This window comes from Klenkia brasiliensis (assembly GCF_900100695.1).
Taxonomy (GTDB): domain Bacteria; phylum Actinomycetota; class Actinomycetes; order Mycobacteriales; family Geodermatophilaceae; genus Klenkia; species Klenkia brasiliensis.
In genome coordinates, this window is record NZ_FNCF01000002.1 from 864,767 (window position 1) to 883,315 (window position 18,549).

An 18,549-nucleotide genomic window follows, 5' to 3' on the forward strand; every position below is an offset into this window, starting at 1 on the left:
GGGCCCGCGGACCGGCCCGATAACCTCGACCCACCATGGCTGCGCCCCTCGACCCCGTGACCGGCACCCCCGTCGTGGCGATGGTCGGGGGAGGTCAGCTGTCCCGGATGACCCACCAGGCGGCCATCGCCCTGGGGCAGTCGCTGCGGGTGCTGGCCGCCGACCCGGCCGAGTCCGCCGCCCTCGTCGCCGGGGACGTGCGCCTGGGCGCGCACACCGACCTCCAGGCCCTCGCCGCCTTCGCCGAGGGCGCCTCGGTGGTCACCTTCGACCACGAGCACGTGCCCACCGAGCACCTGCGCGCACTGCAGGCCGCCGGCCACCGGGTCGCCCCCGGCCCCGACGCCCTCGTCCACGCCCAGGACAAGCTGGTGCTCCGCCGCGCCCTGGCCGCGGCGGGGGAGCCCCAGCCGGCGTGGGCGCAGGTCGACACCCCTGCCGACGTCGCCGCGTTCGCGGCCGCCCACGGCTGGCCCGTCGTCCTGAAGACCCCGCGCGGCGGGTACGACGGCAAGGGCGTGTTCGTCGTCCCCGACGAGGCCGCCGCCGCCGACCTGCTGCAGACGCACGGGACGCTGCTGGCCGAGCAGCGGGTGGACATGGTCCGCGAGCTCGCCGCCCAGGTCGCCCGCTCTCCCTTCGGCCAGGTCGCGGTCTACCCGGTGGTGGAGACGGTGCAGCGCGACGGGGTGTGCAACGAGGCCCTGGTGCCGGCCCCCGGCCTGTCCGACGAGCTCGCCACGGCGGCCCAGGAGCTGGCCGTGCGGATCGCCGACCGGCTCGGCGTCGTCGGCATGCTCGCCGTCGAGCTGTTCGAGACCGCCGACGGCATCCTGGTCAACGAGCTGGCGATGCGGCCGCACAACTCCGGGCACTGGACCATCGACGGCGCGGTGACCAGCCAGTTCGAGCAGCACCTGCGCGCCGTCCTGGACTACCCGCTCGGCTCGACCGCGATGACCGCCCCGGTCGTGGTCATGGCCAACGTGCTGGGCGGGGACGCCGCGGCCGACGACTGGGCCGGGCCCGGCCTGGACGAGCGGATCCACCACTTCATGGCGCACTGGCCCGACGTCAAGCTGCACTGGTACGGCAAGGGCCAGCGCCGCGGCCGCAAGCTCGGCCACGTCACCGCCCGCGGCACCGAGCTCGAGGAGGTCCGGGCGCGGGCCGTCGCGGCCGCCCGGTACCTGGCCGACGGGGTCGTCGACCCGGCCTTCGCCTTCGAGGAGGAGCACTGATGGGTCAGCCGGTCGTCGGCATCGTGATGGGCAGCGACTCCGACTGGCCCACCATGGAGCCCGCCGCGCAGGCGCTCGACGAGTTCGGCGTCGGCTGGGAGGCGCACGTGCTGTCCGCGCACCGCACCCCGCGCCGGATGCTCGACTGGGCCGAGGCCGCGGCCGGTCGTGGACTGCGCGTCGTCGTCGCCGGGGCCGGGGGAGCGGCGCACCTGCCGGGGATGGTCGCCGCCGCGACGCCGCTGCCGGTCATCGGCGTCCCGCGCCCGCTGGACCGGCTCGACGGGCTGGACAGCCTGCTCTCGATCGTGCAGATGCCCGCCGGCGTCCCGGTGGCCACCGTCTCGATCGGCGGGGGCCGCAACGCCGGCCTGCTCGCCGTGCGCATCCTCGCGGCCTCCGACGACGCGCTGCGAGCGCGGGTCGAGCGGTTCCAGGCCGACCTGGCCGACTCGGTGGTGGCCCGCGACGCGCAGCTCCAGCAGCGGTTGGCCCCCACCGCGGAGTGAACCGGGATTAACCTCTACCCGTGGGTAATGTCGCCGGCGGGCTGTACGCGCTGACCGAGGAGCACGACGCGATCCGGGAGGCGGTCCGCGAGATCGCCGAGCGCGAGATCGCCCCCTACGCCGCCGAGTGCGACGCGCAGTCGCGGTACCCGGTCGAGGCGCAGAAGGCGCTGACCGCAGCTGGGTTCCACGCCACCCACATCGAGGAGCAGTACGGCGGCGAGGGCGCCGACGCCATCGCCACCTGCATCGTCATCGAGGAGGTCGCGCGGGTCGACGTCTCGGCCTCGCTGATCCCGGCGGTGAACAAGCTCGGGTCGGTGCCGGTCATCCTGTCGGCCTCCGAGGAGCTCAAGCAGAAGGTGCTGCCCTCGATCGCCGCCGGCGACGCGATGATCAGCTACGGCCTGTCCGAGCGCGAGGCCGGCTCGGACGCCGCCGCGATGAAGACCCGGGCCCGCCTGGACGGCGACTCCTGGGTGCTCAACGGCGCCAAGGCCTGGATCACCAACGCCGGCATCAGCGAGTGGTACACGGTCATGGCCGTCACCGACCCGGAGAAGGGTGCCAACGGCATCTCCGCCTTCGTCGTGCACCGCGACGACCCCGGCTTCGAGGTCGGCGCCAAGGAGCGCAAGATGGGCATCAAGGGCTCGCCCACCTGCGAGCTGCACTTCACCGACTGCACCATCCCGGCCGACCGGATCATCGGCGAGCCCGGCACCGGGTTCAAGACCGCGCTGCGCACGCTGGACTTCACCCGGCCGACCATCGGCGCGCAGGCCGTCGGCGTCGCGCAGGGCGCGCTGGACGCCGCGATCGCCTACACCAAGGACCGCAAGCAGTTCGGCAAGAGCACCTCGGACTTCCAGGGCGTGCAGTTCATGCTCGCCGACATGGCCATGAAGATCGAGGCCGCGCGGCACCTGGTCTACGTCGCCGCCGCCCGCGGGGAGACCGGCGGCCCGGACCTGACCATGGTCTCCGCCTCGTCCAAGGCCTTCGCCTCCGACGTGGCGATGCAGGTGACCACCGACGCCGTCCAGCTGTTCGGCGGGGCCGGGTACACCCAGGACTTCCCGGTCGAGCGGATGATGCGCGACGCCAAGATCACCCAGATCTACGAGGGCACCAACCAGATCCAGCGGATGGTCATCGCGCGCAACCTCCTGCGCTGAGCGGCGGGGGGTCGCCGCCGGCGGCGACCGGCAGGGCACACTGGGGGATCACAGCCTGCGCACAGCCGGCCGGTCCCGGAACGGAGCCATGCAGCACATCGTCCAGGTCCTCCCCGTCGTCGACGGGGTCGTCTACCAGGTGGCGGACGCGGCCTGCCGGATCATCTCGGTCCGGTTCGCGGGGCGGCGGGTCTGGTCGTTCCAGGAGCGGGCCGAGGCGGCCCCGGCCGGTGTCGGCGCGGACCTGGCCGTGGACGCCGCCGGCGACCACGGGCTGGTGCGCTTCCAGCCGTGGCCGGACGCGCTGCGGGAGCACCTGACCGGCACCACCGAGGTCGGGCTGGTCGCCGAGGCGGCCCGGGCCGGCGCCCGGCCGGACGCCGAGGTCGCGGCGCCGTTCTCGCCGGACGGCAGCCCGGAGCCGCTGGAGGTCACCGACCTGCACGGCCGGCGGATGGTGGTCAACAAGTGGGGCCGGCTCGGCCACGCCATCGTCGACGCCCCGCCGGGCATGGTGGACCGGATGCTGGACTCGACCGACCGGGTCCGCGCGCTGGTGCAGGGCGTGCTCGGGGACCGGGTCTACGTCACCGGCGGCACGTTGCTGGGGCCGGTCCGGGAGGGCCGGCTGCTGCCGCACGACGACGACGCCGACCTGGCCTACCTCAGCCGGCACGAGCACCCGCTGGACGTGACCCTGGAGGCCTTCGAGCTGGGCCGCGTGCTGCGGGCGGCAGGCCTGCAGGTGCTGCGCCTGTCCGTCGGGCACCTGCAGGTGGTGGTCGACCACGAGGGCGCCCCCGACCACTACGTGGACGTCTTCACCGGGTTCCTGCTCGACGGGGTCTGGCACCAGCCCTTCGCCATCCGCGCCCCGGCGCGGGAGGACGAGCTGCTGCCGCCGCGGCCGCTGCAGGTCGTCGACCGGGTCCAGCCGGCTCCCCGCGAGCCCGAGCGCATGCTCGTCGAGCTGTTCGGCGAGGGCTGGCGCGTCCCGGACCCGGCCTACACCTTCGACGTCCCGGCGCCGGCCGTCGACCGCTTCTACGGGTGGTTCGCCGACTACCACGCCGAGCGCGAGGACTGGGACCAGGAGGTGCTCGCCGGCCGGACCACGGCCTCCCCGGCGCGCACCGACCTCAGCGGGTTCGCCGCGTGGGTCGACCGGCGCACCGGGGTCGGCAGGTCGCTGCTGGACCTCGGGTGCGGTGCGGGCGCCGACGCCCGGGTCTGGGCGGCGCGCGGCCGCACGGTCGAGGCCCTGGACTACTCGCGCTACGCGGTCGACCTGGCCCGGCGCAGCCTCCTGCCGGGCGACCCGGCGCCGGCGCTGCGGGTGCTCAACCTGCTCGACCTGCGGGCCGTCGTCCGGCTCGGCGCCGAGCTCGCCGCCCGGCCCGACCCCTGGACGGTCGTGGGACGGCGGCTGCTCAACGCGGTGGAGGACCGCGGCCGGGACAACGTCTGGCGGCTGTGCGGGATGCTCCTGCGCCCGGACGGCGACGCCCACTTCGACCTCGTCGACGGCGACGCCCACCCCGGTGTCCCCGACTACCGCCGGCTGCGGTTGGAGCAGGTGGTGGCCGAGGCCGCCGGCCACGGTCTCGAGCTGGTCGAGGCCGTCCCCGCCCACGAGCCGGTCCGCTGGTTCGGGCGGTCCGACGAACCCCTGGTGCCCATGGTGCGCACGACCTTCCGACGGAGGACCACATGACGACGAGCGGCAACGGACTCGGGCAGGCGCTCCCGGTGCGGGCGGTGCGCCGCGTGCTGGCACCGGCGGCCCTCGAGCTGCGCGGGCAGGTGCTCGCGCTGCAGGAGCAGGTGGCCGGCCTGGACGGCGTCGTCGCCGAGCTGCGGTCGGCCAACGCCGAGCTCCGTGACCGGGTGGGGTCGCTCGAGGCAGCCGCCGGGCCGGCGCGGGTCGAGCTGGACCGGCTGCGTGCCGAGCTGGCCGAGCTGCGGGAGGGCCTGCACGAGCAGCGCCGGCTGCAGCTGCGCGTCGCCGAGGTCACCGACCTGGTGACCGAGGTCGTGCTGCCGCTGCACGACCGCGAGGTCGACCCCGCGGTGCTCGGCCGGCTCCGCCCGGACACGCTGTGACCGCGCCCAGGCGCGTCATCACCTTCGGCACCTTCGACGTCTTCCACGCCGGGCACCTGCGGCTGCTGGAGCGGGCCGCCGCCCTGGGGGACCACCTGACGGTGGGGATCAGCTCGGACGAGCTCAACGCCCGCAAGAAGGGCCGCCGGCCGGTCTACCCGCTGGCCGACCGCATGGGCATCGTCGCTGCGCTGCGCTGCGTGGACGAGGTCTTCGTCGAGCACAGCCTCGACGCCAAGCGCGACTACGTGCTCGACCGGCGGGCGGACCTGCTGGTGATGGGCGACGACTGGACCGGCCGCTTCGACGCCCTCGGCGACGTCTGCCAGCTGGCCTACCTGCCGCGCACCCCGTCGGTGTCCACCACGGCCATCATCGAGCAGATCCGCGCGTCCTGACCGGCCCGGTCACCGGCGCAGCAGGGCCTCGTAGGCGTCGATGACCGGCCCGATCGAGTAGAGCTCGCGGGCCCGCTGCGCCCCCGCCGGGCGGTCGCCGGGGTCGGCGGCCAGGGAGGCCAGGGCCGCGGTGATGCCCTCGACGTCCCGGGGGGTCACCACACGCCCGAACCCGGTGCGCTGCACCGGGGTGCGGACCCCGGGCAGGTCGCTGGCCAGCGCCGGCACGCCCGCGAGCATGGCCTCCACCTGCACGATGCCGAAGGCCTCGAACGCGTTGACCGACGGCAGGGCGAACACGTCGAGGGAGGCGTACAGGTCGGCGATGTCCTCGTCGGCCAGGAAGCCCAGCAACCGCACCCGCGGGTCGCCGTCGACCAGGGCGCGGACCTCGTCCACGACCGACCCGCCGGCCACGTTGCTGAAGTCGCCGCCGATCAGCAGCCGGCTGTCGGGGTCGTCGAGGGCCTGGAACCCGCGCACCAGGTACTGCAGGCCCTTCTCCTCCACGATCCGGCCGAGGAAGCCCACGTGCAGGCCCGCGCCGTCGCGGAAGCGGGGGGTGCCGGCCGGGCGCTCGTGGCAGGGCGGCGGGATGGCCACCGTGCGCCCGCGCATCGCCGGCCACAGCCTGCTGTGCTGCGCGTAGTCGTCGCTGGTCACCACGACGTCGCGGGACCGGCGCAGCGCGAGCCGGCTCGAGGCGTCGACGAGGGTCCGCTGCAGCGCGTTGACCGCACCCGGCGGCAGGCTGACGTCGCAGTGGTAGGTCACCGCGACGGGGGACCCCGCGGCCCGGGCGATCACCCCGGCCTCCAGCATCGGCAGGTGCAGGTTGGTCAGGCGGGCGCGCCGGCTCGCCGCGACCGCCCGGGTGACCAGCGCCGGGCTGATGACGCCCTTGCCGACCCGGGCGACCACCGGGGCCCGCTCGACCTCGACGCCCTCGAGGACCTCGTGCTCGGGGAGCGCCGGGTCGTGCCGGCTGGTGACCACCTTGACCCGGTGCCCCCGGGCGGTGAGCTCGACGGCGACGTCGCGGGCGACGTTGGTCAGGCCGCTCACGTAGGGCGCGTAGTAGTTCAGCGCGATGAGCAGGTCGTGGTCAGGCACGGGGGACTCCTCGGGCGGGGTCGGGGACGGGCGCGGGCTCGGCCGGCGCGGTGGCACCGCCGGTCAGCAGCAGGGCGGCGGCGAGGACCAGCGCGGTCCCCGACCCGACGGCGAAGCCGGCCGCCGCCCGGGTGACGAGGTCCGGGACGGCGAGGAACACCACGGCCGCGGCCGCGAGGCCGGCCGACCACACCAGGGCGACCTGGCGGTGCCGGGCCGAGGCCACCAGCGCCTGGCTGGTCACCAGCAGCCCCAGGTGCAGGACGCTGCCCAGCGCCAGCACGGCGATCTCCGCGCCGGGCAGGGCGTAGCGCGCGCCGAACACCAGCGACACCACCGGCGGGCCGAGGAACGCACCGACCGGCAGCGCGAGCAGGCCGCCGGCGCCGAGGACGACGAGGACCCGCACCACCAGGGCCCGGAGGCGGCGGCGGTCGGCGCCGACGGCGGTGAGCACCGGGATCAGGGCGCTCTGCAGCGGCACGGCGACGAACAGCGGCAGCCGGACGAGCGTGTAGGAGGCGACGAACTGCGCGGCCACGTCGTCCTGCCCGCGCGCGGCCAGGGTGGTGATGAGCACCGGGGCCGCGTTGAGCAGCACCTGGGCGCACAGCGAGCCGACCAGCAGGTGGCCGACGGCCGCGCCCAGCTTCCGGGGCCGGCCCGGCGCGGGTGCGGCGCCGCCGCGCCGGCGCAGGACGGTCCAGCCGAGCAGGGGCAGGTGCGCGAGGGCCATCGCGGCGACCAGCGTCCAGGCGAAGTCCGACGCCGACGCGCCGGGCGCCACGACGGTGAGCAGGTGGGCGAGGAGCAGCCGCAGCCCGGAGTCCACGAGGAGGACCACGCCGTGCGTGCCCAGCCGGCCGGCGCCCAGCAGCAGGCCGCGGAGGGCGAACTGGCCGGTGGAGACCGTGCACACGACCAGCAGCGCGAGCAGGAAGCCGCGGTCGCCGCCCAGCCCGGCCACCAGCACCGGGGACAGCGCGAGCAGCACGGCCACCGCCGCGGCCCACAGCCCGGCCAGGGCGCGGCGGGTGCCGGCCGGTGCGCGCGAGCCCGGCCGCGCGGCGCTGAGCACCCGGGCGAGCTCGAGCTCGACGGGGGAGAACACGCCGAAACCGATGACCAGGGCCAGCGACCAGAACGAGCCGAACCACCCGTAGCCGGCGGTGGGCAGGGCGCGCGCGACGACGGCCAGGTAGGCATAGGTGAGCACGCCGGAGCCGACGATGCAGACGGCCACCCAGGCCAGCTGGCGTCCTCCGCCCCGGGCCGCCTCCCCGGGGTGCGACGGCGCTGCCCGGTCCTCCACACCAGCACGGTAGCCGGGGCCGGTCCGCGACCGGACCGGGCGGGATCGCCGATCCGGTCCCCGTGCCCGGGGACGGCCGCCCCCGCATGGGAAGCTGGCCCCTCCGACGTCCGGCGGCGGACCACGGTGTCCGCTGCGCCCGACCGGGCCCGCCGAGCCCGCCGACCACCGACTGGAGTGCCCGTGCGCGCACCTCTCCGACGCAGCGCCCGCGGCGGCAGCCCCGGTGAAGGCGGCGGCGGACCGGCGCGGCGGTCGGTCGTGGCCCTGCTCGGGGTGGCCGTCGTGGCGCTGCTGGCGTCGGTGCTGCTGCCGGTGGCCCCGGTGCAGATGAGCACCCCGTCGGTCAGCTGGCCGGTCGACCAGTCCCAGCCCACGTCGACGATGCTGCAGCTGACCTCGCAGCGCCCGGTCGGGATGCAGGTGGACTTCTCCTGCGCCACCGCCCGAGCCGCCGGCGCGACGACCGACGGCGTCGTGCTGTCCACCATCCGCCCCGACAGCGGCGCCGCGGCCGCCCAGGGCCTGGTCGTCGCGGTGCGCGAGGGCGAGCTGCTCGTCGACGTCGCCGGCGACCGGCTGCTGGACCAGCCGCTGGGCCAGGCCGACTGCACGTGGACGGTGCAGGTGGACGCGACGGGCACCTCGGTGCTGCGCGACGGCCGCGCCGTCGACGGGGCCGCCACGCCCACGCTCCCCGACGTCGACGTCCTGGCCACGTCGCTGACCCGGCTGGTCCCCGACGACGGCGAGACCCTCGCGGTGCGCATCGACGTCGACGACCAGTTCGCGACCTCGCCGTCGCCGGTGAAGCTGGCCCTCGTCGTCGTCGCGCTGCTGGCCGCCGCGGCGGCGCTGGTGCTGCTGCCCGGGGCGGCGCGGGGGCGCCGGCCGGCCGCCGCTGCCCGGGGCGGCCGGCTGCGCGCCCTGGCCCGGCCCTCCGCCCTGGTGCACGCCGCGGTCGGGCTCGCGGTCGTCGGCTGGGCGTTCCTGACCCCGATGACCGGGGACGACGGCTACTACGCGGCGATGGCGCGCAACGCGCCGATCGAGGGCTACGTCGGGAACTACTACCAGCTGTACAACCAGAACTTCACGCCCTTCACCTGGTTCTACCGGGGCCTGGGCTCCTGGGAGTCGGTCGCGGGGTCCAGCCCGCTGGCGCTGCGCGTGCCGGCCCTGCTGGCCGGGCTGGCCACCTACGCCCTCGCGGTCGCCGTGGTGCGCGCGGCCTCCCGCTCGGTCTGGTCGCGGGTCGCCCTGGCGCTGGTGTTCCTGGCCTGGTGGCTGCCGCAGGACATGGGTGTGCGGCCCGAGAGCATGGTGGCGCTGGCCGCGGTCGGCGCGCTCGCCGGGGTGTGCCGGGCGGTCGCCCGGCAGAGCCTCCGCTGGGTGGCGGTGTCCTTCGGCGTCGCGGCGGTCGGGTTCGTCTGCCACCCCACCGGGTTCGTCGCCCTCGCCCCCGTCGTCGCCGCCCTGCCCGCGCTCGCCCGGCTGGTGCGGTCCGGCACGCGGACGGCGACGACCGCCCGGCTGGCCGGGGTGCTGGCCGCCGGCGCGCCCGCAGCGGTGCTGGCCTTCGGCGACGGGACCCTCCGGGACTTCCTCCGCGGCCAGGAGATCTTCCTGTCCATCCAGGCCCAGGAGGACTGGACCAGCGAGTACCTGCGCTACCAGATGCTGCTGGCGCCGGGGTTCATGGGCGCCTACGCCAAGCGGCTGCCGGTGCTGCTCGCGCTGGTCGGGCTGGTCGTGTGGCTGGTCCTGCGGGCCCGGTCGCGCGGGGCGGGCAGGTCGTCACCGCGCCTGCTCGACACCGCGGGCACCGCCCTGGCGCTCAGCTTCCTGCTGCTGTGGCTCACGCCCAGCAAGTGGACCTTCCACTTCGGCAGCCTGGCCGGCGTCGGGTCGGTCTTCCTCACCCTGCTGCTGGTGCGCGCGGTGCAGGAGGCGCGGGGACCCGCGGCGCCCCCAGGGGCCGGGCCGGCCGACGCGCGAGCGCCGCTGGCGCCGAGGCTGGCCGTCGCGGGGGTCGTGGTGCTGGCGGTGGCCCTGTCCTTCACCGGCCCGAACTCCTGGCCCTCGTCCTGGATGCTCGGGGTGCCCCACGCCGACGTCCCGCCCTACGTCTCGGTGGTGCGGCTGGGCAGCCCGCTGGTCTGGGTCGTCGTCGCGGCCGTCGCGGCGGTGCTGCTCCGGCGCCGGCGCGGGGCGGACCGTCCCCGCCGGGGCGGGTGGGCCGGCGCCGTGACGGGCGCGACGGTCGTGGTGGTGGTCGCCGCGCTGGTGACCTCCAACGGCTACCTGCTGGGCAGCTTCGGGTACGCCGCGGTGCGCCCGCAGGCCAGCTGGACCCCGTGGGGTGACACGGTGCGCGACCCCTCGGCGTCCGGCTGCCACGCGGCGGGCGCCTTCCGGACGCTCGACGACCGCTCAGCGCGCCCGCTGACGGTGCAGGACCCGACCGGTGCCGGCGGTGACTTCGTCGACGACGGCGGGTTCCTCGCGTCGTCCCCGCCGCCGCCGGCCGCGGTGGGCGGGGTGCGCGGCAGCCTGCAGCCCGACGGCGGCGAGGAGTTCCAGGGGGTGGACACCTCCGGCTGGTACGGGCTGGACGGGCAGCTCGAGGACGGCACCGCGCTGGCCGTGGCGGTCAGCGGCCGCACCGGCGGGGACGACCCGGTCGTCGCGGAGTTCGGCCGCCGGGACGGCGCCTCCGTCGACGTCGTCTCCTCGGTGGACGTGTCCGACGGCGTGGACGCCCCCTACTGGCGGGTGCTCCCGATCCCGGTGGACGCCGGTCTCGCGGCGGGGGCGGACCTGGTCCGCCTGGTGGTGACCGACGGCAGCGTCGGCGTGGGCGGCTGGGTGGCCCACGCGGCGCCGGCGGTGTTCGAGGAGACCAGCCTGCAGGCCTACCTCGGCGACCGGGACCCCTCCGGGGTGGCGTGGCAGATCGCCCTGCTGTTCCCCTGCCAGGCGCTGCCCGAGATCCGCAGCGGCATCACGCAGCCGTCCTCGACCGCCGTGCTCTACGGCAACGGGCTGCTGGCCGGTCTCGCCGACGCGACGTGGCTGGACGTGCGCGGCGGCATCTTCGCGCCCTCGGCGCGGGAGGCGACGGTCACCGCGCTGCCGACGTGGCTGCCCGGTGCCCCGCAGGTCACCGACGTGACCGTGGTGAGCCTGGACAACCCCTACCCGGTGGACGGCTACCGCCTGACGACCGGCACGACCACGGTCAGCGGCTGGGCGCCGCCGCCGGGATGGGGCGGCCGCGCGCCGGTCTGAGCGCGCGGCCGCCCGCCTCAGGCGGTGACCGGCAGGCGCATCTCGTGGACGTCGTCGGCGATCGTCAGGGGCGCGCCGGTGGCGGCGACGACCTCGTCGACGGTGACGCCAGGGGCGGTCTCGCGCAGCACGAAGCCGGTGCCCTCGACGACGTCGACGACGGCCAGGTCGGTGACGACGCGGTCGACGCAGGCCTTGCCGGTCAGCGGCAGGGTGCACTCGGCGAGCAGCTTGTGCGAGCCGTCGCGGGCGGTGTGCTCCATCATCAGCACGACCCGGCGGGCGCCGTGGACGAGGTCCATCGCGCCACCCATGCCGTTGACCATCTTGCCGGGGATGAGCCAGTTGGCCAGGTCGCCGCGGGGGTTGACCTGCATGGCGCCCAGGACGGCGACGTCGATGTGGTGGCCGCGGATCATCCCGAAGGACAACGAGGAGTCGAAGAAGCTGGCCCCGGGCTGCAGGGTGACGGTCTCCTTGCCGGCGTTGATCAGGTCGGGGTCCTCCTCGCCCTCGTAGGGGTAGGGGCCCACGCCGAGGATGCCGTTCTCCGACTGCAGCACCACGTGCACGCCGTCGGGGATGAAGTTGGGCACCAGGGTGGGCATGCCGATGCCCAGGTTGACGTAGGAGCCGTCCTCCAGGTCGAGGGCGACGCGGGCGGCGAGCTGGTCACGGGTGAGCGCCATCGTCAGTTCCCCTCGGCGGGCGTGGTGGTGGGGCGGGGGCGGGTGGTGCGCTTCTCGATCTCCTTGCCCTCGGGGCCGACCTCGACCACGCGCTGCACGAAGACCCCGGGCAGGTGCACGGCCTCGGGCAGGATCTCCCCGGGCTCCACCAGCTCCTCGACCTCGGCGATGGTGACCTTGCCGGCCATGCCGGCCAGGGGGTTGAAGTTGCGGGCGGACTCGTGGAAGACGAGGTTGCCGTGCCGGTCGCCCTTCGCGGCGCGGACCAGGCCGAAGTCGGCGGTCAGCGCGGTCTCCAGCACGTACTGGCGGCCGTCGAACTCGCGGATCTCCTTGGGCGCGGAGGTCTGCACCACGGTGCCGTCGGCGTCGTAGCGCACCGGGATGCCGCCGTCGGCGACCATCGTGCCGACGCCGGTGGGGGTGTAGAAGGCCGGGATGCCGCAGCCGCCAGCCCGCAGCCGCTCGGCCAGCGTGCCCTGCGGGGTCAGCTCGACCTCCAGCTGCCCGGACAGGTACAGCCGCGCCAGCTCCTTGTTGCCGCCGACGAAGGAGGAGATGGTGCGGGTGATCCGGCCGGCGTAGAGCAGCACCCCGAGCGCTGCGTCGTCGACGCCGCAGTTGTTGCTGATCGTGGTCAGCCGGTCCGCGCCCTGGGCCAGCAGCGCGTCGATCAGCCTGATCGGCACCCCGCACAACCCGAACCCGCCCACGGCCAGCGACGAGCCGGAGCCGATGTCGGCCACCGCCTCGGCAGCACTGGCGACGACCTTGTCCATGCAGCGACCACCATCCGTCGGATCGCTGGGCGGATCAGCTCGGAGCGGGGCGGCCCAGCTCGCGGATCCCGTCGAGCCCGAGGCCGAGGGTAGCGGTGACCCCCTCGGCCTCCGCCCGCCTCTTCAACTGGTCGGAAGCGGGGTGCCGGCACACGACCAGCGACGCCCCGGCGGCGAGCGGAGCGAGCAGCCACGCCACGGGTCCGGCCTCCTCCGCCGCCCGCGCGTCGACCAGGACCCGGTCGCCGGCGCGCACGCCCAGGCGGTCGGCGAGCTCCCCGGCGACGTCGACCAGCCCGCCGAGGGACAGCTCGAGCCCGGCCAGCAGCAGGCCGGGGCCGGCCGGGTCGACGGGGCCGTACGGCACGAAGTGGTCGCCGTGCACGCGGACCTCGAGCGCGAAGTCCCGGGCCGCCCCGGCGTACCCGGTCATCCCGGCGCCCAGCGGGTGCAGGGAGAGGCCGAGCAGCTCCTCGACGCCCAGCTCCTCGACGGCGGCCACCCGGTCCTGCTCGGCGAGCACCACGTCGACGTCGTCGAGGCCGCCGTCGTCCTCGGCCGGGGTGTCGACGACGGCCGCCCCACACGACCAGACACCCAGCAGCACCGCGGCGGTCTGCCAGTGCACCGGCAGCGCGACGGCCACCCGGCTCCCCGGACCGACGTCGAACTCGTCCTGCAGCAGGTTCGCCGTCTTGGCCACCCAGTTGGCCAGCGTCGCCGCCGACAGCTCGACCCGTTCGCCGGTCCGGTCGTCGTAGTGGGTGACGAGGGGGCCGGCGGCGTCGCGGCGGAGGACGGCGGCGAGCAGGTCGGCGGGGACGACGGGGCGTGCGGGTGCCATGGGGCGAGCGTGGCAGGGGAGTGCCCGGTGCGCCGTCGTCGGGTCCCGGCCGCGCCGGGTGCCGGGCTACAGTCGGACCCCGATGACCGGTGACCCGGGTGGCCTGATCGCCCGCCTCGACCACGCCGCCCTGCGGTCCACCCGCCGCCGCCTCGGCGGGACGCCGGCCGTGCCGGTCGCCCGCGGGCTGTCGCACTTCGGCGAGCACGCCCTGGGCTGGCTCGCGGTGGGCGGCCTCGGCTGGCTCTCCGGGCGGCACCGCGACCGCTGGGCCGACGCCGTCGCCGGGGTCGTCGCCGCCCACGCCGCGGGCGTCGTCGTCAAGCGCGTCGTGCGCCGGCCGCGCCCGGTGCTGGCCGACGTGCCCGCGCTGGTCGGCACGCCCAGCAAGCTGTCCTTCCCCAGTGCGCACAGCTGCTCGACCGCCGCCGCCGCCGTCGGCTTCGCGCCCGTGGTGGGTGCGCCGCTGATGGGCGGGCTGACGGCGGCCATGCTGGTGTCCCGCGTCCTGCTGGGCGTGCACTACCCGACGGACGTCCTCGCCGGTGCCGCGCTCGGCGGCGGGGTGGCCGTCGGGGTACGGCGGGTGTCGCAGCGACGCAGGGAGGTGCGCAGGTGAGCCTGCAGTCTGACCGGTCACCGTCGGCCCGGGCGGGGACACCGCCCCAGCGGGTCGCGCCGCCGCCGCGCACACCCGGCCCGCGCGGCTCGGTGCCGTGGGGCTACGTCCGCTCGCTGCGGCCCCGGCAGTGGGTGAAGAACCTGCTCGTGCTGGCGGCGCCGCTGGCGGCCGGTGCGGTGTTCGACCCCGACGTCCTCGGGCCGACGGCCGTCGCGTTCGTGCTGTTCTGCTTCTGCGCCTCCGGGGTCTACCTGGTCAACGACTCCATCGACGTGGAGGAGGACCGCCGGCACCCGCGCAAGCGGTTCCGCCCCATCGCGGCCGGTCTGGTCCCGCGCGCGGCCGCCGTCGGCATGGCGGTCGTGCTGTTCGCCGTCGCGCTGACCGCGGCGGTGGTGCTCACCCGGCCCGCGCTGGCCGGGGTGCTCGGCAGCTACGTGGTCGTCCAGCTGGCCTACTGCCTGTTCCTGAAGAACCAGCCGGTCATCGACCTGGCCGTGGTCGCGTCGGGCTTCCTGCTCCGCGGGATCGCCGGCGGCGCGGCCGCCGGGCTGTTCCTCTCCCAGTGGTTCCTGCTCGTCACCGCGTTCGGCTCGCTGTTCATGGTGGCCGGGAAGCGCTACTCCGAGCTGATCCTGGTCGGCGACGCGGCGGCCACGCGCAAGACGCTGCAGGAGTACTCGGCCAGCTACCTGCGCTTCGTGTGGAGCCTGTCGGCAGGGGTGACCCTGACCGCCTACAGCCTCTGGGCCTTCGAGATGGGCCGCTCGCAGGGCGGGGTGCCGTGGTCGACGATCTCGATCGCCCCGTTCGTCCTCGCCGTGCTGCGCTACGCGCGCGACGTGGACAAGGGCGCGGCCGGGGCGCCCGAGGAGATCGTGCTGCGCGACCGCGTGCTGCTGGGGCTCGGGATCCTCTGGGCGGCGACCGTCGGCATCGGGGTCTTCCTGGGCTGAGGGCCCGGCGGGCACTCAGTTGATGCAGCTGGTGTCCGCCGCGGTGCGGGCGTCCTCGCCGCCCGCTGCCTGGGTGGACGGCGGGGCGGCCACCGGCTGCCCGACGCCGGCGAAGTCCGACCCGATCACCAGCTGCACGGTGCCCGGCACGGCGTCGTCGCTCTGCGCGGTGCTCGCCCCGGGGATGGCGGCGGCCAGGGTGTCGGCCAGCGCGGCGTCGCCGTCGGCGTAGCGGATCTCGGTGAGCGTGTAGGTGGAGCGGTCGGCGTTGGCCGTGCCGCCGACCGCGAAGCCGGCCGACCGCAGCTGGTCGGCGGCCTGCGCGGCCAGGCCGCTGGTCCCCGACCCGTTGTAGACGTCGACGACCACGTCGCCGGGGGCGACGGTCGCGGGCGGCGTGGCGGTGTCCGGGGCCGGCGCCACCGGGTCGGCCGAGAGCTGGGCGAAGAACGCGTGCAGGGTGTCCTCGTCCTGCAGCTGCAGGATGTAGCGGCCCTGGTCGTCCTCGGCGTCGCCGACGTAGGGGATGGTCTGGAAGTCGATGTCCCCGGCGGTGATCGACTGCATCTGGGCGGCCAGGTCGAACAGGTTCAGGCCCCGGTCGACGGTCAGGGCGTCGGCCGCGGCGTCGGCCAGGTCGCGCTGCTTGCCGAGGTCGAGCAGCACGTTCTGGCTGAGCATGTTGCGCAGCACCCCGGCGATGTAGACCTGCTGCCGGATGATCCGGTCGAAGTCGCCACGGGGCAGCCCGTGGCGCTGGCGCACGAACTTCAGCGCGTCGGCCCCGCTGATGGTCTGCTCGCCGGCCGGGAAGACCGCACCGGAGTAGAAGGAGTCGTCGACCGCCTGGCACAGGTTGACCTGCACGCCCCCGACGATGTTGCTCAGCTCGAAGAAGCCGAGCAGGTCGACCTCGGCGTAGTGGTCGATCCGCAGCCCGGTCAGCTGGGAGATGGTCTGCACCAGCAGCTGCGCGCCCGCGCTCTGCCGCTCCGCATCCGTGGCGCCCTCGGGGGCGTCGCGCTCGCCGTAGGCGTAGGCGGCGTTCAGCTTGTCCTGGCCGTGCCCGGGGATGGACACGTAGCTGTCGCGCGGGAAGGACACGAAGGAGGCCTTGGACCCGTCGGCCGGGATGTGCACCAGGATCATCGTGTCGGTGTTGGTGCCGGAGTCCTCGCCGGCGTTGAGCTCCACGAGCTGGTCCTCGGACAGGTTGACCCGGCTGTCGTTGCCCACGAGCAGGAGGTTCATCGCCTCCCCGGTCGCGACGGTGTCCTCGTTGCCGGACCCGGGGATGGCGTCGGTCCGGTTGATCGAGGCCTCGGCCACCCGCGCGAGGTACCAGCCCCAGCCGCTCGTCGCGACCAGCACCAGCGACACCACGGCCGCCACCGCCCGGGCGGCGACCACGGCCCGCCGGCTGCCCGGTCGACCGGCCGGCCGGTCCGTCCCGGGCCGGTCCGTCGCGGGGCGCTGCGGCCGCGGGGTGCCGCGGCCGGCCCGCCCGGCCCGGGGGTCGAGCCGGGGCGGGAGGGGACGCCGGTCCCCGTCGTCGCCGGAGCTGGTCACGTGTCAGGTCCTCACCGTCGGCGGCCCGGCGGTCGCGCGGCCGCCGGGTGTCGTCCGGCGACTCTACGACGCGGGGGCGTCCGCACCGGTCAGCTGCGCGGGCCCGGCGGGCGGTGCGGCGCCCGGTCGTCTGCACGCCCTGCCGAGGGTTGGACGGCGACCGACCCCACGGTCCAGCGTGTTGCTACCGCGAGTAGTCATTCGATTGGCTTAGTGTCCAGTCTGCAACGGGTTGTGCACTGCAGGTCTGCCGGTGTTCAAGCCGGGTGCGTCACCTACCGATGACAGGTGGACGCCTTCGTGCAGGTCCGGTCGAGACGTGCATCCAACCCCCCGACGGAGGACCCCGTGCGCCGCACCCTTGCTGGTCTCACCGCCTTCCTGGCCTTCTCCGGGACGCTGCTCGTGCTGCCCGTGTACGCCGCGCCGCAGCCGGAGGCCGTGCCGGTCGAGACCTCCTCGGCGGAGGTGGACATGGGGTCGGTGGCCGACCCGGCGCCCGAGGCCGACGTGCAGGCGGGGACCTCGGACCCGGTGGCCGGCGTCCCGGCGACCACCCCCGTCCTGACGGTCAGCCGCGAGGACACCGACCGCTTCTCCCTGGTCGGGGTGACCTGGGCCTACGACCCGGCCGTGACCGACACCGTCGTGCAGGTCCGGGTGCGCGACGGCGACGCCGCCTGGGGTGCCTGGACCGAGGTCACCGTCGAGGACGCCGACCAGGACGAGGACGCCGCCGCGGGCGCCGTCCTGCGCGGGGGCACCGCGCCGCTGTGGACCGGTCCCAGCACCGGCGTCGAGGCCGAGCTGGTCACCCGCTCGGGTGCCCGGCCCACCGACGTCACCCTCGACCTGGTCGACCCGGGCACCAGCGAGGCCGACGGCTCGCTCGGGTCCCCGGCGATCCAGGACACCGCCGACGCGGCGATGGCGATGCCCGACGTCTACTCCCGCGCGCAGTGGGGCGCCGACGAGAGCATCCGCACCTGGGACCCGGAGTACGCGCCGACGATCCGCGCGGCGACCCTGCACCACACCGCGGACACCAACAACTACACCGCCGACCAGGTCCCGGCGATGATGCGCTCGATCTACCGCTACCACACGGTCAGCCGGGGCTGGGGCGACATCGGGTACAACGTCATCGTCGACAAGTACGGCCGCCTCTGGGAGGGCCGCTACGGCGGGCTGGCCAGCACCGTGGTCGGGGCCCACGCCGGCGGCTTCAACAGCGGCACGTTCGGCGTCTCCATGCTGGGCAACTACGACACGGCGCCCACGCCGCAGGTCATGGTGGACGCGGTCTCGGCGATCATCGCCTGGAAGTTCTCCCTCTACGGCGTGGACCCCGCCGGTACGGTGACCCTGACCTCGGGCGGCGGCGGGACGTCCCGGTACGCCGCCGGCGCGCGGGTCACCCTGCCGACGATCTTCGGTCACCGGGACGTGGGCAGCACGACCTGCCCGGGCCAGTACGGCTACGCCCGGCTGGGGGAGATCCGCACGAAGGTCGCGGCCACCCTGGCCGGTGCGACCAGCCCCATCGAGGACCGCTACGCCGGCGACGCGGCACTGCGCACCCAGCTCGGCGCACCCGTCGGCGCCGAGCAGCTGGTCAGCGGCGTCTGGGTGCAGTCCTACGCCCGGGGCCGGGTGTACTGGACCGCCGCCACCGGCGCGCACGCGCTGTGGGGCGCCATCCTCGACCGCTACCTGGCCCTCGGCGGCCCGGCCGTGCTCGGCCCGCCGACGACCGACCACAGCCCGGCCGCGCGGCCCGACACCTACCTGGCCTCCTTCCGCAACGGCACTCTGTACTGGACCCAGTCGACCGGTGCCCGCTGGGTCAAGGGGTGGGTGCTGGGGAAGTACACGGGGTTGGGTGGTGAGTCCTCGGTGCTGGGGTTCCCGACGTCGGACGAGGTGGCGGTGCCCGGTGGGGTGT

16 protein-coding genes are annotated in these 18,549 nt (G+C 75.4%); 10 read left to right on the forward strand and 6 right to left on the reverse strand.

Features of this window, described 5'->3' with window-relative positions:
- The first annotated feature begins 35 nt into the window (after positions 1-35).
- The 6 genes from BLT39_RS08585 (at position 36) to BLT39_RS08610 (ending at position 5,429) form a co-directional block, all read left to right on the forward strand.
- Positions 36-1,241: a 5-(carboxyamino)imidazole ribonucleotide synthase gene (locus BLT39_RS08585; protein ID WP_091061622.1), complete on the forward strand. Its 1,206-nt coding sequence runs from the start codon at positions 36-38 to the stop codon at positions 1,239-1,241.
- The gene (purE, locus tag BLT39_RS08590) at positions 1,241-1,750 is read left to right on the forward strand and encodes a 5-(carboxyamino)imidazole ribonucleotide mutase (RefSeq protein ID WP_091061624.1); all 510 of its coding nucleotides are present in this window, start codon (positions 1,241-1,243) and stop codon (positions 1,748-1,750) included. Before BLT39_RS08585 ends, purE begins: the two co-directional genes overlap by 1 nt.
- Before the next feature lie 20 nt (positions 1,751-1,770).
- Positions 1,771-2,928: an acyl-CoA dehydrogenase family protein gene (locus tag BLT39_RS08595; RefSeq protein WP_091061625.1), complete on the forward strand. Its 1,158-nt coding sequence runs from the start codon at positions 1,771-1,773 to the stop codon at positions 2,926-2,928.
- Positions 2,929-3,016: 88 nt separating this feature from the next.
- Positions 3,017-4,642 carry a class I SAM-dependent methyltransferase gene (locus tag BLT39_RS08600; RefSeq protein ID WP_091061627.1) on the forward strand — a complete coding sequence of 542 codons (1,626 nt, stop codon included), beginning with the start codon at positions 3,017-3,019 and terminating at the stop codon, positions 4,640-4,642.
- Complete coding sequence (locus tag BLT39_RS08605; protein WP_091061629.1) at positions 4,639-5,031, forward strand: DUF6752 domain-containing protein; 393 nt, start codon at positions 4,639-4,641, stop codon at positions 5,029-5,031. The genes BLT39_RS08600 and BLT39_RS08605 overlap by 4 nt, the downstream gene beginning before the upstream one ends.
- Positions 5,028-5,429, forward strand: coding sequence for an FAD synthase family protein (locus BLT39_RS08610; RefSeq protein ID WP_091061631.1), 402 nt, complete (start codon positions 5,028-5,030; stop codon positions 5,427-5,429). Before BLT39_RS08605 ends, BLT39_RS08610 begins: the two co-directional genes overlap by 4 nt.
- A gap of 9 nt (positions 5,430-5,438) precedes the next feature.
- On the opposite strand, the gene BLT39_RS08615 is transcribed toward BLT39_RS08610, so the two are convergent.
- Positions 5,439-6,542 (reverse strand): glycosyltransferase family 4 protein, encoded by a 1,104-nt coding sequence (locus BLT39_RS08615; RefSeq protein ID WP_207507717.1) that lies wholly within the window; start codon positions 6,540-6,542, stop codon positions 5,439-5,441.
- Positions 6,535-7,854, reverse strand: coding sequence for a polysaccharide biosynthesis protein (locus BLT39_RS22365; protein ID WP_165640199.1), 1,320 nt, complete (start codon positions 7,852-7,854; stop codon positions 6,535-6,537). Before BLT39_RS22365 ends, BLT39_RS08615 begins: the two co-directional genes overlap by 8 nt.
- A gap of 183 nt (positions 7,855-8,037) precedes the next feature.
- Between BLT39_RS22365 and BLT39_RS08620 the strand changes: the two genes are divergently transcribed.
- Positions 8,038-11,145, forward strand: a complete 3,108-nt coding sequence (locus tag BLT39_RS08620) for an arabinosyltransferase domain-containing protein (RefSeq protein ID WP_165640200.1) — start codon at positions 8,038-8,040, stop codon at positions 11,143-11,145.
- 17 nt (positions 11,146-11,162) lie between these two features.
- On the opposite strand, the gene BLT39_RS08625 is transcribed toward BLT39_RS08620, so the two are convergent.
- The 3 genes from BLT39_RS08625 to BLT39_RS08635 are packed head-to-tail and all read right to left on the reverse strand — an operon-like array spanning position 11,163 to position 13,457.
- Positions 11,163-11,834 (reverse strand): CoA transferase subunit B, encoded by a 672-nt coding sequence (locus tag BLT39_RS08625; protein ID WP_091061637.1) that lies wholly within the window; start codon positions 11,832-11,834, stop codon positions 11,163-11,165.
- Positions 11,835-11,836: 2 nt separating this feature from the next.
- Complete coding sequence (locus BLT39_RS08630) at positions 11,837-12,613, reverse strand: CoA transferase subunit A (protein ID WP_091061639.1); 777 nt, start codon at positions 12,611-12,613, stop codon at positions 11,837-11,839.
- A 34-nt stretch (positions 12,614-12,647) separates the two neighbouring features.
- On the reverse strand, positions 12,648-13,457 hold the full coding sequence (locus BLT39_RS08635; protein WP_091061641.1) for a TIGR03089 family protein: 810 nt from the start codon (positions 13,455-13,457) through the stop codon (positions 12,648-12,650).
- Positions 13,458-13,539: 82 nt separating this feature from the next.
- On the opposite strand from BLT39_RS08635, the gene BLT39_RS08640 reads away from it, so the two are divergent.
- Together BLT39_RS08640 and BLT39_RS08645 are read left to right on the forward strand one after the other, a co-directional pair.
- The gene (locus BLT39_RS08640; protein ID WP_091061643.1) at positions 13,540-14,076 is read left to right on the forward strand and encodes a phosphatase PAP2 family protein; all 537 of its coding nucleotides are present in this window, start codon (positions 13,540-13,542) and stop codon (positions 14,074-14,076) included.
- Positions 14,073-15,035, forward strand: a complete 963-nt coding sequence (locus tag BLT39_RS08645) for a decaprenyl-phosphate phosphoribosyltransferase (protein WP_091061645.1) — start codon at positions 14,073-14,075, stop codon at positions 15,033-15,035. Before BLT39_RS08640 ends, BLT39_RS08645 begins: the two co-directional genes overlap by 4 nt.
- A 15-nt stretch (positions 15,036-15,050) precedes the next feature.
- On the opposite strand, the gene BLT39_RS08650 is transcribed toward BLT39_RS08645, so the two are convergent.
- A complete protein-coding gene (locus BLT39_RS08650) occupies positions 15,051-16,604 on the reverse strand; it encodes an LCP family protein (protein WP_091061647.1) in 1,554 nt (517 codons plus the stop codon).
- 348 nt (positions 16,605-16,952) lie between these two features.
- Here BLT39_RS08650 and BLT39_RS08655 point away from each other — a divergent pair.
- Positions 16,953-18,549 (forward strand): N-acetylmuramoyl-L-alanine amidase (locus BLT39_RS08655; protein ID WP_207507719.1); only part of this gene is annotated, 1,597 nt, incomplete at its 3' end.

What these genes read in the sequence shown, in the direction of transcription:
- BLT39_RS08600 (WP_091061627.1), top strand. Translation starts at nt 3,017, where the DNA reads ATGCAGCACATCGTCCAGGTCCTCCCCGTCGTCGACGGGGTCGTCTAC.
- BLT39_RS08605 (WP_091061629.1), top strand. Translation starts at nt 4,639, where the DNA reads ATGACGACGAGCGGCAACGGACTCGGGCAGGCGCTCCCGGTGCGGGCG.
- BLT39_RS08630 (WP_091061639.1), bottom strand. Translation starts at nt 12,613, where the DNA reads ATGGACAAGGTCGTCGCCAGTGCTGCCGAGGCGGTGGCCGACATCGGC.
- BLT39_RS08585 (WP_091061622.1), top strand. Translation starts at nt 36, where the DNA reads ATGGCTGCGCCCCTCGACCCCGTGACCGGCACCCCCGTCGTGGCGATG.
- BLT39_RS08635 (WP_091061641.1), bottom strand. Translation starts at nt 13,457, where the DNA reads ATGGCACCCGCACGCCCCGTCGTCCCCGCCGACCTGCTCGCCGCCGTC.
- BLT39_RS08625 (WP_091061637.1), bottom strand. Translation starts at nt 11,834, where the DNA reads ATGGCGCTCACCCGTGACCAGCTCGCCGCCCGCGTCGCCCTCGACCTG.
- purE (WP_091061624.1), top strand. Translation starts at nt 1,241, where the DNA reads ATGGGTCAGCCGGTCGTCGGCATCGTGATGGGCAGCGACTCCGACTGG.
- BLT39_RS08640 (WP_091061643.1), top strand. Translation starts at nt 13,540, where the DNA reads ATGACCGGTGACCCGGGTGGCCTGATCGCCCGCCTCGACCACGCCGCC.